Source organism: Streptomyces sp. NPDC006655, from assembly GCF_040703965.1.
In the GTDB taxonomy this organism is placed as follows: domain Bacteria; phylum Actinomycetota; class Actinomycetes; order Streptomycetales; family Streptomycetaceae; genus Streptomyces.
Genome location: NZ_JBEYJU010000078.1, coordinates 1 through 15,812 on the forward strand (window position 1 = coordinate 1; position 15,812 = coordinate 15,812).

15 protein-coding genes are annotated in these 15,812 nt (G+C 74.2%); 12 read left to right on the top strand and 3 right to left on the bottom strand.

Annotated elements, in window-relative coordinates; all coding sequences use genetic code 11:
• Positions 1–151: 151 nt before the first annotated feature.
• Positions 152–715: a hemerythrin domain-containing protein gene (locus AB0958_RS33040; RefSeq protein WP_366894152.1), complete on the bottom strand. Its 564-nt coding sequence runs from the start codon at positions 713–715 to the stop codon at positions 152–154.
• A gap of 316 nt (positions 716–1,031) precedes the next feature.
• On the opposite strand from AB0958_RS33040, the gene AB0958_RS33045 reads away from it, so the two are divergent.
• Genes AB0958_RS33045 through AB0958_RS33090 form a run of 10 tightly spaced genes read left to right on the top strand, consistent with a single transcriptional unit; the run spans position 1,032 to position 11,464 of the window.
• On the top strand, positions 1,032–2,024 hold the full coding sequence (locus AB0958_RS33045; protein WP_366894153.1) for an NAD-dependent epimerase/dehydratase family protein: 993 nt from the start codon (positions 1,032–1,034) through the stop codon (positions 2,022–2,024).
• Positions 2,025–2,060: 36 nt separating this feature from the next.
• The gene (locus AB0958_RS33050; RefSeq protein WP_366894154.1) at positions 2,061–3,695 is read left to right on the top strand and encodes a carbamoyltransferase C-terminal domain-containing protein; all 1,635 of its coding nucleotides are present in this window, start codon (positions 2,061–2,063) and stop codon (positions 3,693–3,695) included.
• Positions 3,692–4,723: a glycosyltransferase gene (locus AB0958_RS33055; protein WP_366894155.1), complete on the top strand. Its 1,032-nt coding sequence runs from the start codon at positions 3,692–3,694 to the stop codon at positions 4,721–4,723. The genes AB0958_RS33050 and AB0958_RS33055 overlap by 4 nt, the downstream gene beginning before the upstream one ends.
• Positions 4,720–5,265 carry an HAD family hydrolase gene (locus AB0958_RS33060; RefSeq protein ID WP_366894156.1) on the top strand — a complete coding sequence of 182 codons (546 nt, stop codon included), beginning with the start codon at positions 4,720–4,722 and terminating at the stop codon, positions 5,263–5,265. Before AB0958_RS33055 ends, AB0958_RS33060 begins: the two co-directional genes overlap by 4 nt.
• Positions 5,262–6,257: a glycosyltransferase family 9 protein gene (locus AB0958_RS33065; RefSeq protein ID WP_366894157.1), complete on the top strand. Its 996-nt coding sequence runs from the start codon at positions 5,262–5,264 to the stop codon at positions 6,255–6,257. The genes AB0958_RS33060 and AB0958_RS33065 overlap by 4 nt, the downstream gene beginning before the upstream one ends.
• Before the next feature lie 24 nt (positions 6,258–6,281).
• The gene (locus AB0958_RS33070) at positions 6,282–7,244 is read left to right on the top strand and encodes a glycosyltransferase (RefSeq protein ID WP_366894158.1); all 963 of its coding nucleotides are present in this window, start codon (positions 6,282–6,284) and stop codon (positions 7,242–7,244) included.
• Positions 7,241–8,476: a glycosyltransferase gene (locus AB0958_RS33075; protein ID WP_366894159.1), complete on the top strand. Its 1,236-nt coding sequence runs from the start codon at positions 7,241–7,243 to the stop codon at positions 8,474–8,476. The genes AB0958_RS33070 and AB0958_RS33075 overlap by 4 nt, the downstream gene beginning before the upstream one ends.
• Positions 8,473–9,087, top strand: coding sequence for an SIS domain-containing protein (locus AB0958_RS33080; RefSeq protein ID WP_366894160.1), 615 nt, complete (start codon positions 8,473–8,475; stop codon positions 9,085–9,087). The genes AB0958_RS33075 and AB0958_RS33080 overlap by 4 nt, the downstream gene beginning before the upstream one ends.
• Positions 9,084–10,493 carry a PfkB family carbohydrate kinase gene (locus AB0958_RS33085; protein WP_366894161.1) on the top strand — a complete coding sequence of 470 codons (1,410 nt, stop codon included), beginning with the start codon at positions 9,084–9,086 and terminating at the stop codon, positions 10,491–10,493. The genes AB0958_RS33080 and AB0958_RS33085 overlap by 4 nt, the downstream gene beginning before the upstream one ends.
• Positions 10,490–11,464, top strand: coding sequence for a glycosyltransferase family 9 protein (locus tag AB0958_RS33090; protein WP_366894162.1), 975 nt, complete (start codon positions 10,490–10,492; stop codon positions 11,462–11,464). The genes AB0958_RS33085 and AB0958_RS33090 overlap by 4 nt, the downstream gene beginning before the upstream one ends.
• Positions 11,465–11,605: 141 nt before the next feature.
• On the opposite strand, the gene AB0958_RS33095 is transcribed toward AB0958_RS33090, so the two are convergent.
• On the bottom strand, positions 11,606–11,974 hold the full coding sequence (locus tag AB0958_RS33095; RefSeq protein ID WP_366894163.1) for a DUF6479 family protein: 369 nt from the start codon (positions 11,972–11,974) through the stop codon (positions 11,606–11,608).
• A 258-nt stretch (positions 11,975–12,232) separates the two neighbouring features.
• Here AB0958_RS33095 and ctaD point away from each other — a divergent pair, with 258 nt between their 5' ends.
• Both ctaD and AB0958_RS33105 read left to right on the top strand, forming a co-directional pair.
• On the top strand, positions 12,233–13,906 hold the full coding sequence (gene ctaD, locus AB0958_RS33100; RefSeq protein WP_366894164.1) for a cytochrome c oxidase subunit I: 1,674 nt from the start codon (positions 12,233–12,235) through the stop codon (positions 13,904–13,906).
• On the top strand, positions 13,903–14,307 hold the full coding sequence (locus AB0958_RS33105; RefSeq protein ID WP_366894165.1) for a cytochrome c oxidase subunit 4: 405 nt from the start codon (positions 13,903–13,905) through the stop codon (positions 14,305–14,307). The genes ctaD and AB0958_RS33105 overlap by 4 nt, the downstream gene beginning before the upstream one ends.
• Here the strand turns inward: AB0958_RS33105 and AB0958_RS33110 are convergent.
• Positions 14,225–15,742, bottom strand: a complete 1,518-nt coding sequence (locus AB0958_RS33110) for a ubiquinol-cytochrome c reductase cytochrome b subunit (RefSeq protein WP_366894166.1) — start codon at positions 15,740–15,742, stop codon at positions 14,225–14,227. The two genes, AB0958_RS33105 and AB0958_RS33110, sit on opposite strands and share 83 nt — an antisense overlap.
• Positions 15,743–15,812 lie beyond the last annotated feature (70 nt).

Below are 15,812 nucleotides of genomic sequence, written 5' to 3' on the forward strand. Positions count from 1 at the left end.
GCCTCCCATTAGGCCCCTATTAACCCTGGTCATTTCTGCTTGACCCAGCACCCCGGCCCGGCGTGCAGCACGCCGGGCCCCGGCGTCGTGCGTCAGGGGCTACGGGTCGGTCGGTCGGTCCTGCCGGGCCGGGGACCGGCACGACCCGAGGTCAGTCGGTCTTCCCGCGGCCGGTCAGCGCGTCGCGGAGCCGGTCGACCAGGCCTGCGCCCGGGGCCAGCATCTTGTTCGCGGGCGGCTTGTCCGGGGCGGCGGGGTGCGGGCGGGTCGGCGCCGTCTTCTTCGCCTGCCTGACCTTGTCGCCCAGCTCGTTCAGGGCGTCTTCCGAGCAGGCCGCGCGCAGCCTCGGGAAGAGGTTCTGCTCCTCGTCCTCGACATGCATGCGGATCTCGCTCATGAGCGAGTTCATCAGCGTGTCGAACCGGGCGTCGTCCGGCTCGCAGCTCTCCAGGTCCTTCATGATCTGCTCGGCCTTGGCGTGGTCCTCGAGCTCCTTGTCCGCCAGGGCCTCCCCACCCTCGACGTGCTCGCGCACGGCCGGATAGAGATACGCCTCCTCGGCCACCGAGTGCCGCACCAGTTCCATCGTGGCCTGGTCGGCGTAGATCTTGCGGTTCTTGTCACCGGGCGGCAGCGCCTCGATCTTCCCGAAGATCTCCTCCACCTCGCGGTGATCGGTCACCAACTCGTCGATGACGTTTCCACCGTGTCCCATGCCCTTCACCTCCGGTCGCGGCACAGCGGTCCGGGTTCGGATCCGCCGCGAGCCGAGTGCCCCCCGCGGGCCACGTCACACGAATCGCGGCGCAGGACAAGATACGCATACTGGAACCAACGTGTGAAAACTACTGACCCGGAAACCCCGAGTCAGTGCCGTCGAGAACACGGCGGCAGCCCGGAGCGGCACGTCCGTTATCCGTCCCCCACGAACGTTCCTTCTCTTTCACACATCAGCCCTCATCACCGCGCAGGACCAGCAGCGTCCGGGTGTGGCGGCCTCGTGCGCAGCCCCCGCGGTCGAAGGACATTCCATGACTGATGCGCCCTCAGCCCTGCCCTGGCGGCGGGCCATGGTCACCGGCGGTGCCGGTTTCCTCGGCAGCCACCTCTGTGAACACCTGCTGAATGCGGAGGTCGAAGTCGACTGCGTCGACAACCTGCTCTCCGGTTCCCGCGAGAACATCGCCCACCTGAGCGGCCGCCCCGGCTTCCGTTACGTCGAGCGGGACGTGTCCGCGCCCGACGTCCGCGAAGCCCTGCCCGGCCCCTACGACCTGGTGCTGCACTTCGCCTGCCCCGCGTCCCCCGCCGACTACCTGCGGCACCCTCTGGAGACGCTGGACGTCGGCAGTCTGGGCACCCGCAACATGCTGGGGCTCGCGGAGCGCGACGGGGCCCGTTTCCTGCTGGCCTCGACGTCCGAGGTGTACGGCGACCCGCTGGTGCATCCGCAGCGCGAGGACTACTGGGGCAACGTCAACCCGGTCGGGCCGCGCAGCGTCTACGACGAGTCCAAACGGTTCGCCGAGTCACTGGTCACCGCGCACGTCGGCGACCGGGGCGCCGACGCGGGCATCGTCCGGCTGTTCAACACCTACGGGCCGCGGATGCGGGCGCTGGACGGCCGTGCCGTGCCCACCTTCGTGTGCCAGGCGCTGGCGGGCGAGCCGCTGACGGTGGCCGGGGACGGCAACCAGACCCGCTCGCTGTGCTACGTCGACGACACGGTGGACGGGATCCTGCGGGTCGCGGCCAGCCGGTCGGTACGCCCGGTGAACATCGGCGGCACCGACGAGGTCACCGTCCACGAGATCGCCCTGCGGGTGGTGGAGCTGACCGGCTCGGCGTCCCCGATCGAGTTCGTCGCGCGGCCCACCGACGACCCGCAGCGGCGCCGCCCCGACACCACGCTGGCCCGTGAACTCCTCGGCTGGACACCGCATGTGCCCTGGGAGGAGGGCATCAAGCAGACCATCGCCTACTTCGCCGCCCGTCCGTCGGCCCCGCCGGACCCGCGCGGCTGACGCCCGCGCCCCACCCACCAGCCACGGAGGCACCGCATGCGCGTCCTGGGAATCAACGCTCTCTTCCACGATCCGGCCGCCGCCCTGGTGGTGGACGGCCGGATCGTGGCGGCGGCGGAGGAGGAACGCTTCAGCCGACGCAAACACGGCAAACGGCCGGTGCCCTTCTCCGCGTGGGAACTGCCCGAGCAGGCCGCCCGCTGGTGCCTGGAGCAGGCCGGACTGGGCGCCGCCGACCTGGACGCCGTCGCCTACTCCTACGATCCCGAACTTGCGCTTCCCGCGGACCGGTTGGGCCTCGACGACCCGTGGGACGGGCTGCGCCAGGAGTACGCCCGGCAGGCGCCGGGGTTCCTGGCCGAGGCGCTGCCCGGTCTCGACCCGGAGAAGGTGCGCTTCGTCGCCCACCATGTCGCGCACGCCGCCTCCGCGGGCCAGGCTTCGCCCTATCCGGACTGCGCGGTGCTGGTGCTGGACGGCCGCGGCGAGTGCGGCTCCCATCTTTCCGGCCGCTATGTCAACCGGGAGTTGGAGGTGCTGTCCGCGCAGGCGCTGCCCGACTCACTCGGACTGTTCTACGAGGACCTCACCCAGCACCTCGGATTCCTGCGCAGCAGCGACGAGTTCAAAGTGATGGCGCTGGCCTCCTACGGCAGTCCGCGCTTCCTCGACGCGCTGCGCCCGTACGTCCGCGCGGACGGCGACGGCGGCTTCCGGGCCCGGCCCGTGCCCTGGGCGTCGCTGGCGCCGGCCCGGACGGCGGGCGGCGGCTGGACCCGCGACCACGCCGACCTGGCCGCCAGTGCCCAGGCCTGTCTGGAGGAGGTCCTGCTGCACCTGGTGCGCTCGCTGTACGAGCGGACCGGGCAGGACGTGCTGACGCTGGCGGGCGGGGTGGCGCTCAACTGTGTCGCCAACTCCGTGCTGTACCGGGAGGGTCCGTTCCGTACGGTCTGGGTACAGCCGGCGGCCGGGGACGCGGGCACCGCGCTCGGCGCCGCCCTGCACCTCGCCCACCAGAAGGAGACGGTGGAACCGATGCCGACGGCCGCGCTCGGGCGGGGCTGGAGCGACGACGAACTGCGGGCGTGGCTGGAGCGGGCGGCCGTGCCGTACGAGGAGCCGGACGACATCGCGGAGACGGTGGCGGCCGAGCTGGCCAGGGACGGCATCGTGGCCTGGTTCCAGGGGCGCAGCGAGTACGGCCCCCGGGCGCTCGGGCACCGCTCGCTGCTCGCCCACCCGGGCCACGCGGCCAACCTGGAGCGGCTCAACGCCGTGAAGGGGCGGGAGGAGTTCCGGCCGGTGGCCCCGATGGTGCTGACCGAGCGGGCCGCCGAGCTGTTCGACGGGCCGTTGCCGAGCCCGTACATGCTGTTCGTGCACGACGTCGCCGAGGAGTGGCGGGCGCGCATCCCCGCGGTCGTGCACGTGGACGGCACGGCCCGGATCCAGACGGTGGACCGGTCCGCGGAGCCGCTGGTGGCGAGGATGATCGACGGGTTCGAGGCCCGGACGGGACTGCCCGTGGTCGTCAACACCAGCCTGAACACCGCGGGCCGTCCGATGGTCGACGATCCGCGCGACGCCCTGGAGTGCTTCGGCTCGGCGCCCGTCGACCTGCTCGCGCTGGGGCCGTTCGCGGTGCGCCGCCGGGAGGTCTTCGCATGAGCGCGCCCGCCTACAGCGTGGTCGTCCCGACCATCGGCCGGGCCTGTCTCGCCGACTGCCTGCGGGCGCTCGACGCGGCCACCGGCCACCCGCCCGAGGAGGTCGTCGTGGTCGACGACCGCCCCGACCCCGCCGCGCCGCTGCCGCTCGGCGCGGCGGGCACCCTGCGCGACCGGGTCCGCGTCCTGCGCACCGGCGGGCGGGGCCCGGCGGCCGCCCGCAACGCGGGCTGGCGGACGGTCGGCACGCCGTGGACGGTCTTCCTCGACGACGACGTGCAGGTGCTGCCCGACTGGTCCCGCCGGCTGGCCGCCGATCTCGACGGGGCCGGACCGGCCACCGGCGGGGTCCAGGGGCGGCTGACCGTGCCGCTGCCCGACGGGCGCAGGCCCACCGACTGGGAACGCGGCACGGCGGGGCTGGAGAACGCGGCCTGGGCGACGGCCGACATGGCGTACCGGACCCAGGCGCTGAGCGCGGTCGGCGGTTTCGACGAGCGGTTCCGGCGGGCCTTCCGTGAGGACGCCGACCTGGCGCTGCGGATCCAGGAGGCGGGGTGGGCGCTGCGCCGCGGGCAGCGCGTCACCCGCCACCCGGTGCGGGCGGCGGGCCCCTGGGTGTCGGTGCGGGCGCAGCGCGGCAACGCGGACGACGCCCTCATGAACCGGCTGCACGGCGCCGACTGGTGGGACCGGGCCCGGGCGCCCCGCGGACGGCTGCCCCGGCACGCGCTCGTGACGGCCACGGCCCTGGCCGCGGTCGTGCTCGCGCTGGCCGGCCGGCGCCGGGCCGCGGCCGTCGCCGGGGCCCTGTGGGCGGCCGGCACCGCCGAGTTCGCCCTCGCCCGCGTCCTGCCCGGCCCGCGTACGGCGCGGGAGACCGCGACGATGGCCGCGACCAGTGTGCTCATCCCACCGCTCGCGGTCCGTCACTGGCTCACCGGTCTGGTCCGCCACCGCCGCGCCGCCCCCCTGCGCCCCCGTCCCGCGGCGGCCACCGACCTCACCCCCTCACGGAGCGCCCCATGAACCCCGGCCGCTCCGCCCGCCCCGTCACCGCCGTCCTCTTCGACCGGGACGGCACCCTGGTCGTGGACGTCCCCTACAACGGCGACCCCGACCGGGTGCGGCTGTTGCCCGGCGCCCGGCAGGCCCTGGAGCTGGTGCGCGGTGCCGGCCTCGCCACCGGGGTGGTCAGCAACCAGTCCGGCATCGGGCGGGGACTGGTCAGCCACGCCGACGTCCGGCGCGTCAACGCCCGGACCGACGTCCTGCTGGGCGGGGTCGACGTCTGGCTCTACTGCCCGCATCCGCCCGAGGCCGGCTGCGACTGCCGCAAGCCCCGGCCGGGGCTGGTGCTGCGGGCGGCGCGGCTGCTCGGCCGGGTGCCCGGCGAGTGCGCGGTGGTCGGCGACATCGGCGCCGACGTGGCCGCCGCCCGGTCCGCCGGGGCCCGCGGCGTGCTGGTCCCGAACCCGGCCACCCGGCCCGAGGAGATCGCCGGGGCCCCGGAGTCCGCGCCCGACCTGCTCACCGCCGTCCGGACACTGCTGGACGGTGATCGCCCGTGAAGGCACTGGTGGTACGCCTGGACAGCTTCGGCGACGTCCTGCTCGCCGGGCCCGCCGTCCGCGCCGTGGCCGGGCACTGCTCCCATGTCGCCATGCTCTGCGGCCCGCGCGGCGAACCGGCCGCCCGGCTGCTGCCCGGCGTCGACGAGGTCCTGGTGTGGGAGGCGCCCTGGGAGGGCTTCGACCCGCCCTCGGTCGCGGACGCGGACGTGGCCGGTCTGCTCGGACGGCTGCGGGCCGCCGCGTTCGACGTCGCCCTCGTGCTGACCTCCTTCCACCAGAGCCCGCTGCCCACCGCGCTGCTGCTGCGGCTGGCGGGGGTCGGCCGGATCGGCGCCGACAGCGTCGACCACGCCGGGCGGCTGCTCGACGTACGGCACCGGCGGCGCCCGGGCCGGCACGAAGCCGAGGCCGCGCTGGACACCGCCGCCGCCCTGGGGTTCCTGCCCAGGTCCGGCGACGACGGACGGCTGCGCGTACTGCCGCCCCCGGACACCGTGGCGCTCACCGGGCGCGGCCCCTACGTCGTCGTCCATCCCGGCGCCAGCGCACCGGCCCGTGCCTGGGGTGCCGACCGGTGCGCCGCGGCCGTCGAACTGCTCGCCGACGCCGGGCACCGGGTCGTCGTCACCGGTGGCCCCGGTGAGACGGAGCTGACCCGGTCGGTGAGCGGGGACGCCGGGATCGACCTCGGCGGCCGCACCGACCCCCGTGTGCTGGCGGGCGTGCTGCGGCTGGCCGACGTGGTGGTGTGCGGCAACACCGGTCCGGCGCACCTGGCGGCGGCCGTCGGTACGCCGGTGGTGTCGCTGTTCGCCCCGGTGGTGCCGGCCGAGCGGTGGGCGCCGTACGGGGTGCCGTGCGTGCTGCTCGGCAACCAGCGCGCCCCCTGCGCGGACACCCGGGCCCGGGACTGTCCCGTTCCCGGCCACCCCTGCCTGGCCGAGGTGTCGGCCGAGGACGTGGTCGGCGCGGTGCAGAAGCTTCTCTGACGGCGTGTGAGCAGGTGGGAGACGATGAACGTCCTGGTATGGCATGTGCACGGTTCGTGGCTGACGTCGTTCGTGCAGGGCCCGTACACCTTCCTGGTGCCGGTGACCCCGGACCGCGGGCCGGACGGGCTCGGCCGGGCCCGTACCTGGCGGTGGCCCGCGTCGGTGCGCGAGGTGACGCCCGACCGGCTGCGGGAGGCCGACATCGACCTGATGGTGCTGCAACGGCCCCATGAACTGGAACTCGCCCGGCAGTGGACCGGCCGGCGGCCCGGCATCGACGTGCCGGCCGTGTACGTGGAGCACAACAGCCCGCACGGGACTCCCGACGGCACCCGGCACCCGCTGGCCGGCCGCGACGACATCACCGTCGTGCACGTCACCCACTTCAACCGTCTGATGTGGGACAACGGGCGGGCGCCCACCGCGGTCGTCGAGCACGGCGTCATCGACCCCGGGCACCTGTGGACCGGCACCGAGCCACGGGCCGCGGTCGTCGTCAACGACCCGGTGCGCCGGGGCCGTACGACCGGAACCGACCTGCTGCCCCGGTTCGCCGAGTGGGCGCCGCTGGACGTCTTCGGGATGCGCACCGCGGCGCTCCCCGCCCACCTGGGCCTGCCGCCGGACCGCTGCCGGTGCCGCGACCTGCCCCAGGGCGAACTGCATCCGGCGATGGCCCGGTGCCGTGTGTACGTCCACCCGGTGCGCTGGACGTCGCTCGGGCTGTCCCTGCTGGAGGCGATGTTCCTCGGGATGCCGGTGGTGGCGCTGGCCACCACCGAGGTCCGCGAGGCCGTGCCGGAGGGCGCCGGGGTCGTCTCCAACCGCTTCGACGTCCTGGAGTACGCCGTGCGCGGCTTCCTCGCGGATCCGGCGTACGCCAGGCAGACGGGGGAGGCCGCCAGGGCCGCGGTACAGGCCCGCTACGGAGAAAGACGTTTCCGGGACGACTGGGAGCGCCTGATCAAGGAGGTCACCCGATGAGCCACAGCCACCCCTCGGCCGGCCGCGTCGCCATGGTCTCTGAGCACGCCAGCCCGCTGGCCGAGCTCGGCGGGCCGGACGCGGGCGGCCAGAACGTGTACGTCGCGCAGGTCGCCGCGGTGCTCGCCCGCCGCGGTCACGAGGTGACCGTGTACACACGGCGCGACGGGCCGCGGCTGCCGGACCGGGTCGTGACACCCGACGGCGTACAGGTGGTCCATGTGCCGGCCGGTCCGGCGGCACCCATACCGAAGGACGAACTGCTCCCGTACATGCCGGAGTTCGGGGAACGACTGGCCCGGGAGTGGGCGGTCGCGACACCCGACGTGGTGCACGCGCACTTCTGGATGTCCGGCATGGCGGCACTGGCCGGTGCCCGCGCCCTGGGTCTGCCCGTGGTGCAGACGTACCACGCTCTCGGCACGGTCAAGCGGCGTCATCAGGGCGCCGCCGACACCAGCCCGGCCGAGCGCGTCGGGATCGAGCGGGCCGTGGGCCGTGAGTGCGCGGCGATCGTCGCGACCTGCCGGGACGAGGTGGCCGAGCTGAAGGCCATGGGGCTGGCCACGGACCACGTCTCGATCGTGCCCTGCGGGGTGGACCCGGTGCGGTTCTCCCCCGTCCCGGGTCTGCGCCGCTCGCGGCCCGGTCCCCGGCGGCTCCTGACGGTCGGCCGGCTCGTCCCCCGCAAGGGCTTCGACCGAGCGATCCGCGCCCTGGCCGAGGTCCCCGACGCCCGGCTGCTGATCGCCGGCGGACCGGAACCGGCGCTGCTGGTCGCGGAACCGGAGGCGGAGCGGCTGTGGGCGGTCGCCGACGAGTACGGGGTCGCCGACCGGGTGGACCTGCTCGGCGGGGTGGGCCGGGAGCACATGCCCCAGCTCATGTCCAGCGCGGACCTGGTGCTCTCGCTGCCGCGTTACGAGCCGTTCGGCATCGTCCCCGTCGAGGCCATGGCGTGCCGCACCCCCGTCGTGGCCACCGCCGTCGGCGGACAGCTGGACACCGTGGTGGACGGCGTGACCGGCCTGCTGGTGCCGTCCGAGGACGACCACGACACCGCCGCCACGATCCGCGGTCTGCTCGACGACCCGAGGCGGCTCGACGCGTACGGCGCCGCCGGCCGGCACCGGGTCCTCGACCACTACACCTGGGACCGGGTGGCCGACGGCCTGACCGCGGTCTACAGCGCGGTCTCCAGTGTTCCCTCCCTGTCGGGGGTGGTCCGATGAAGCTCGTCACCGACCTCACGCACTGCGACGACCTGATGAAGGCCCTGCAGGGCTTCCGCGCCGACGCTCCGCTCGTCGAGCGGTGGGGCACCGAGCTGGCCGAGCGGCTGAGCGGCGGTGCCCGGCTGCTGGTCGCCGGCAACGGCGGCAGCGCCGCCCAGGCCCAGCACCTGACCGCCGAACTGGTGGGCCGCTACCGGGAGGACCGGCCGCCGTTCTCGGCGCTCGCCCTGCACGCGGACACCTCGTCCACGACCGCCATCGCCAACGACTACGGCGTCCAGGAGATCTTCGCCCGTCAGGTGGCCGCACACGGCCGCGCGGGGGACGTCCTGATGCTGCTGTCGACCAGTGGCGCCAGCGCGAACCTGCTGGTCGCCGCGGCCGAGGCGCACGGCCTCGGGCTGTCCGTGTGGGCGGCCACGGGACCCGCACCCAATCCGTTGCAGGCCTGCGCGGACGAGGCGCTGGCCGTGACGGCGGCGACCGGCGCGACCGTCCAGGAACTGCACCTGGTGGCCGTCCACATGCTCTGCGAGGCCTTCGACCGGGCCGTGGCGCGGCGACCGGCCGGGCGACGCTGGTCGGCCGCCCGGAAGGAGCGCGCATGACCGGCCCGGCCCCGCTGCTCGTGGTCGGCGACGCGCTGCTCGACCACGACCTGAGCGGAAAGGCGGAGCGGCTCGCCCCCGACGCGCCGGTGCCCGTGGTCGGCGGTGTCCGGCGCACCACCCGCCCCGGCGGCGCGGCCCTGGCCGCGTGGCTGGCCGCCGCCGACGGCCGTGACGTCACGCTGGTCACCGCGCTGGGCCGGGACCCGGCCAGCGAGCGGCTGTGCGAACTGCTCGCGGGCCGGGTGCGCGTCGTCGGGCTGCCCCTGCGGGGAACGCTGTCCAGCAAGACCCGGGTGCTCGCCGAGGGACGGCCGATGCTGCGGCTGGACGACGGTGAGGGACGCGCCGGGGAGGCCACCGAGGAGGCGCGCCGTGCGGTCGCCGGCGCGGGTGCGGTGCTCGTCGCCGACTACGGCCGCGGGAGCGCCGACGCGCTGCGCGAGGCAGTGGCCGAGGCCGCCGGGCGGGCCCCCGTGGTGTGGGACCCGCATCCCCGCGGCGGCGTGCCGGTGCCCGGGGTGCGCATGGTGACGCCGTCGGCGGCCGAGGCCCGCGCCTTCGCCGCCCGGTTCGGTGCCGGCGCCGGCGAGGAGCCGGACGACCCGGCCGGACTGCGCGGCGCCGCACGGGACGCCGGCGCCCTCGTGGACGCCTGGCGGGCGGCCTCCGTCGTGGTGACGCTGGGCGGGCGCGGGGCGCTGCTGTCCCACGGCGGCACACCGCTGATGGTGCCCTCGCCGGTGACCGCCGAGGGGGACGCGTGCGGCGCCGGGGACCGGTTCGCGGCGGCGGCCGCGGGGGCGCTGGCCGACGGCGACCTCACGGAGACCGCGGTCCGCGCGGCCGTGCACGCGGCCACCCGGTTCGTGGCCGAAGGGGGTGTACGGTCCCTCGGCCCCGGTACCGGTACCGGCTCCGGGGCCGCGCCGGAGCCCGCGGGCGGTCCGACGGACGACGCGCTGCGCACCGCGGCGCGGGTCCGTGCGGCCGGTGGCACCGTGGTCGCCGCGGGCGGCTGCTTCGACCTGCTGCACGCCGGGCACGTCGCGCTCCTCCAGGCCGCGCGCCGCAGTGGCGACTGCCTGATCGTGTGCGTCAACTCGGACGCGTCCGTGCGGCGCCGCAAGGGCCGGGGACGGCCCCTGGTGAACGTCGCGGACCGCATCCGGGTGCTGCGGGCGCTGGAGTGCGTCGACGGGGTCGCCGTCTTCGAGGAGGACACGCCGGAGCAGTTGCTCGGCGAACTGCGCCCGCACATCTGGGCCAAGGGCGGTGACTACGCGATGGCCCCGCTGCCGGAGGCGCCGCTGGTGGCGAGCTGGGGCGGGCAGGTCGTCCTCTTCCCCTACCTCGACGGCCGTTCCACCACCGGTATCGCGGCCCGCGCCACCCTCAGGGGGTGACGGTGACCGCCGCCCCCGACGCGCCCCGCCTGCTGGTGCTGCGGGCGCTGGGACTCGGTGACCTGCTCACCGGTGTCCCGGCGCTGCGCGGCATCCGCCGGGCGCACCCCGGGCACCACCTCGTGCTCGCCCTGCCCCCCGCCCTCACCGAGGCGGCCCTGGCGACCGGCGCCGTCGACGCGGTGCTGCCCGCCGAGGCCCCGGGCCGGGCCGTGCCGTCCCTGGCACACTGGCCGGGACCGCCCCCGCGGCTGGCGGTCGACCTGCACGGCAACGGCCCCGAGAGCCGCGACGCCCTGGCCGCCCTGCGGCCGCACCGGCTGCTCGCCCACGCCGATCCGGGCCGGCCGCCGCTGTGGCGTGCGGACGAGCACGAGCGCGAGCGGTGGTGCCGTTTTCTCGGCTCGTACGGCATCGCCGCCGACCCGTCCGACGTGCGTCTCCCGCCGCCGACGGCCCCCTCTCCCGCTCCGGGCGCGGTCGTGGTGCACCCCGGTGCGGACGCGGCCGCCCGCCGCTGGCCCGCCGGGCGGTTCGCCGAGGTGGCCCGGCGGCTGCGGGCGGCCGGTCACCGGGTGGTGGTCACGGGCGGGCCCGGCGAGGAGGCGCTGGTACGGGCGGTCGCCGGACCGGCCGGTGTCCCCGGGCGGGACGTTCTGGGCGGCGGACTGCCTTTCGGGGCGCTGTCGTCCTTGGTCGCCGGGTCCGCGCTGGTGATCAGCGGCGACACGGGCCTCGCCCATCTGGCGGTCGCGCACGCCACACCGTCCGTGACGCTCTTCGGACCGGTCTCCCCCGGGCTGTGGGGCCCGCCGCCCGTGCCGCGCCATGTGGCGCTGTGGCACCCGGGCCCGCCGGGTGACCCGCACGGCACGGCCCCCGACCCCCGCCTGCTGCTGATCCGGCCCCCGGAGGTCGTCACCGCGGCCCTCGCACTGCTGCCGTCCCGCCCTGTCCCGCCGCGGAGTTGACGCCCGCCACCCGTGTCCGGCCGCCCCGCCGAGGAGTTGACGCCGTGTCCGACGGCCGGGTCGCCGCGCACACCCGTGGCGCCTGCGGTGGGCTGCCGCAGGCGCCACGGGTGGTCGTCACCGGTCGTCACCGGGAGCGCGTCACTTGGTGCCGCCGCCCCCACTGCCGAAGGATCCGCTGGACCCGGGATTCCAGCGGGGCCGGGTCTGGTCGCTGCTGGGGCGGCTGGAGGCGTTGCCGAGCTGGTGCGGGGTGAGGCGGTCGTCGTCGCCCGACGCCCGGGGCACCTCGTTCGGCTCGCGCATGGCACGCTCCTCGCGCACCGGTCCCGTGGGGGGCAGCGTCGGCTGCTCCTCGCGCCGGGGCGTCGGGGACTCCCGCCCGCGTACCCGGATGCCCAGGCGCACGGCCGCCACCAACGCGGCTGTGATGAGCACACCGCAGACGACGATCACTATCGCCCCCGCCACCGATCCGGCGGCGGCCAACTGCTCATGTGTCGTATGCATGGGCGGCGAGTACCCCGCGCCCGGCGTCGAATGCCCCTCGGATGAGGCGTGGCGGACCCGGCATCGTCCCGGGTGACGGTAGCGTCGCCACGATCGGACAAAAGCCGTCTGTCCGTCATGTCGGCCGGTGCGACGCGGTCGCGTGTCGGCCGGTGGCGCGGTGGACACCCCGTGTGCTCGGGCCGGTGCCGGTTTCCCCGGACGACCGGCCGGGCACCCGCGAGGCGCTTTTCGCGCTCGGCCCGGCTGAGGAGGACCATGACCGAACTGTCGCAGCACGTCGACGAGGAGCCGTCCCCTCCCGCCGCCCCGGCACCCCTGGGGCGGCGACTGCTGAGCTGGGCCACCACGACCGACCACAAGGTGATCGGCCGGCTCTACATGGTGACCGCGTTCTGCTTCTTCCTGTTCGCAGGTTTGCTGGCGCTCGGCATGCGCGCCGAACTGGCCCGCCCCGGACTCCAGTTCCTCAGCAACGAGACCTACAACCAGTTCGTCACCATCCACGGCACGATCATGATGCTGCTCTTCGCGACCCCGATGTTCGCCGGGTTCACGAACGCCGTCATGCCGCTCCAGATCGGCGCCCCCGACCTGGCGTTCCCCCGGCTCAACGCGCTGTCGTACTGGATGTACCTGTTCGGGGGCCTGATCGTGGTCTCCGGGTTCCTGGTGCCCGGTGGCGCGGCGGCGTTCGGCTGGTTCGCCTACGCGCCGCTGAACAGCGCGTACTACACCCCCGGCGCCGGCGGTGACCTGTGGACGATGGGGCTGGTGGTCTCGGGTGTGTCCACGACGCTGAGCGCGGTGAACTTCCTCGCCACCATCATGTGCCTGCGCGCTCCGGGCATGACGATGTTCCGGATGCCGATGTTCACCTGGAACGTGCTGTTCACGTCCATCCTGGTGCTGCCCGCCTTCCCGGTGCTGACGGCCGCGCTGCTCGCCCTGGAGTGCGACCGGAAGTTCGGCTCGCACGTCTTCGACGCGCACAACGGCGGGGCGCTGCTGTGGCAGCACCTGTTCTGGTTCTTCGGCCATCCCGAGGTGTACATCGTGGCGTTGCCGTTCTTCGGCATCATCACCGAGATCATTCCGGTGTTCTCCCGCAAGCCGGTGTTCGGGTACCTGCCGATGATCGGGGCCACGACCTCCATCACCATGCTGTCCGCGGTCGTGTGGGCGCACCACATGTTCGCGACGGGGGCGGTGCTGCTGCCGTTCTTCTCCCTCATGTCGTTCCTGATCGCGGTGCCGACCGGGATCAAGTTCTTCGCGTGGATCGGGACGATGCGCGGGGGCTCGCTCTCCTTCGAGACACCGATGCTGTGGTCGATGGGCTTTCTGGTGACGTTCCTGCTGGGCGGGCTGACCGGGGTGCTCCTCGCGTCGCCGCCGATCGACTTCCACGTGACCGACTCCTACTTCGTCGTGGCGCACCTGCACTACGTGCTGTTCGGGACGGTGGTGTTCGCGATGTTCGCCGGGTTCTACTTCTGGTGGCCCAAGTTCACCGGGAAGATGCTCGACGAGCGCTGGGGCAAGGTGCACTTCTGGCTGCTCTTCCCGGGGTTCCAGCTGACGTTCCTGGTGCAGCACTGGCTCGGCGCTCAGGGCATGCCCCGCCGGTACGCCGACTACCTGCCTGCCGACGGGTTCACGCTGCTCAACACCCTCTCGTCGGCGGGTGCGTTCCTGCTGGGCGTCTCCACGCTGCCGTTCCTCTACAACGTCTGGCTCACCGCCCACAAGGGCAGGCAGGTCGATAAGGACGACCCGTGGGGGTTCGGCCGGGGCCTGGAGTGGGCGACGAGCTGCCCGCCGCCGCGGCACAACTTCGTGGCGCTGCCCAGGATCCGGTCGGAGTCGCCCGCCTTCGACCTGCACCACCCGGAGATCGTCCGCCAGGCGGAGAAGGAGGGCCTGCGGTGAAGGTCGAGGCCCTGCTCTTCGGCGGCGTGGCGGTCTTCTTCGGCGCCGCCGCCGCTCTGTACGCGGTGTGGTCGCACGCCGACCCGGCGGGGACGGCGGCGCTGATCGTGGCGTTCGTGATGGCCGCCGTGGTCTCCTTCTTCTGCGCCACCCACTACGTGCGCCGCGGCCCGCGCGCCCAGGACCGTACCGACGCGGAGATCGCGGACTCCGCCGGGCCTCTGGAGTTCTTCCCGCCGCACAGCCCCTGGCCGATCGTCACCGCGCTCGGGTTCGCCGTCGCGGCGACCGGGGTGGTGTTCGGGCTGTGGCTGTTCCTCATCGGTTTCGGTGTTCTGGCTCGGGGTGTTGCCGGGCTGGTGTTCCAGTACGTGAACCGGGGGACGGAGCAGGAGGAGTGAGCGGCCGTCGGGGGGCGCCCGGCCGGAACCGCGTCACCGGCCGGTGGCCCTCCTCGTAGCCGCCGGCGAGGTTCTGCCGTACCTGCCCGGTCTCCTCGCCCTCGGCCAGCCGTTCCTGTTCGGCGTGGAGCAGGGCGCGGCACAGCCCCCGCGTGACGAAGAAGGCCAGGACCGGGGCCACGATCAGGGAGATCCGGAAGATCCAGGTCAGCGCGTTCACGGAGATCCGGAACGTCTGCGCCGCCACGTCGTTGCCGCCGGCGAGGACGAGCACGCCGTAGAAGGTGACGCCGGCCGCGCCGAGACCGGTGCGCACCGGCCGTTCCCGGGGCCGCTCGCTGAAGTGCTGCTCCTGCCGCCACTCCCCCGTCAGCCGCTGCTCGACGAAGGGGTAGGCGTACAGGACGGCGAACAGCAGCGCCGGCAGGACGACGGCCGGCAGCAGGACGTTCCACATCAGGGTGTGGCCGGCGACGTTCGTCTCCCAGGGCGGGACGAGCCGCAGCGAGCCTTCCAGGAAGCCGACGTACCAGTCCGGCTGGGAGCCGGTCGACGCCTGGTCGGGCCGGTAGGGGCCGTACACCCAGACCGGGTTGACCTGGGCGACGCCGGCCAGCGCCACCAGCAGCCCGGCGACGGTGAGGGACAGGCCGATCGAGGAGGCCGAGAACTGGGGGTACAGCGGTTTTCCGACGACGTTGGAGTTCTTGTGGCTGGGCCCCCGCCACTGGGTGTGCTTCAGGTGGAAGACGAGGATCAGGTGGACGGTGACCAGGGCGGTCAGCGCGCCCGGCAGCAGCAGGATGTGCAGGCTGTACAGCCGGGGGATGATGTCGTGACCGGGGAACTCGGAGCCGAAGACGAACATGCCCACGTACGTGCCGACGATCGGGATCGACTGCATGATGCCCTGGGCGATCCGCAGCCCGGTGCCGGAGAGCAGGTCGTCCGGGAGGGAGTAGCCGGCGAACCCCTCGGCCAGGGCGAGCGCGAACAGCGTGACGCCGATGGCCCAGTTCAGCTCGCGGGGCCTGCGGAAGGCGCCGGTGAAGAAGATCCGCAGCAGGTGCACGCCGATCGCGGCGACGAACACCAGCGCGGCCCAGTGGTGGGCCTGCCGCATCAGCAGGCCCCCGCGGACGTCGAAGCTGATGTGCAGGGTGGAGTCGAAGGCCCCCGAGACGAGCTGTCCACGCAGCGGGACGTAGGGGCCCTGGTACACGACCTCCCGCATCTCCGGCTCGAAGAAGAAGGTCAGCCACACGCCGGTGAACACCAGGACGATCAGGCTGTAGAGGGCGATCTCGCCGAGCAGGAACGACCAGTGGTCGGGGAACGCCTTGCGCAGCAGCTGCCCCGCCCCGTCGTGGACGGGCAGCCGGGCGTCGACCGCCTCCGCGAACCGCTCTCCCGTCCCGCCTCGCCCAGGCTCCACCCGACGCTCCTCCCGACGGCTGCCGCCGCGCTCGCCTCATCCCTTGCCCGGCACGGGCCCGGGGCGGGTA

Coding starts and splice junctions, on each gene's coding strand:
- AB0958_RS33070 (WP_366894158.1), top strand. CDS start 6,282: ATGAACGTCCTGGTATGGCATGTGCACGGTTCGTGGCTGACGTCGTTC.
- AB0958_RS33085 (WP_366894161.1), top strand. CDS start 9,084: ATGACCGGCCCGGCCCCGCTGCTCGTGGTCGGCGACGCGCTGCTCGAC.
- AB0958_RS33055 (WP_366894155.1), top strand. CDS start 3,692: ATGAGCGCGCCCGCCTACAGCGTGGTCGTCCCGACCATCGGCCGGGCC.
- AB0958_RS33060 (WP_366894156.1), top strand. CDS start 4,720: ATGAACCCCGGCCGCTCCGCCCGCCCCGTCACCGCCGTCCTCTTCGAC.
- AB0958_RS33080 (WP_366894160.1), top strand. CDS start 8,473: ATGAAGCTCGTCACCGACCTCACGCACTGCGACGACCTGATGAAGGCC.
- AB0958_RS33045 (WP_366894153.1), top strand. CDS start 1,032: ATGACTGATGCGCCCTCAGCCCTGCCCTGGCGGCGGGCCATGGTCACC.
- AB0958_RS33075 (WP_366894159.1), top strand. CDS start 7,241: ATGAGCCACAGCCACCCCTCGGCCGGCCGCGTCGCCATGGTCTCTGAG.
- AB0958_RS33040 (WP_366894152.1), bottom strand. CDS start 715: ATGGGACACGGTGGAAACGTCATCGACGAGTTGGTGACCGATCACCGC.
- AB0958_RS33050 (WP_366894154.1), top strand. CDS start 2,061: ATGCGCGTCCTGGGAATCAACGCTCTCTTCCACGATCCGGCCGCCGCC.
- AB0958_RS33095 (WP_366894163.1), bottom strand. CDS start 11,974: ATGCATACGACACATGAGCAGTTGGCCGCCGCCGGATCGGTGGCGGGG.
- ctaD (WP_366894164.1), top strand. CDS start 12,233: ATGACCGAACTGTCGCAGCACGTCGACGAGGAGCCGTCCCCTCCCGCC.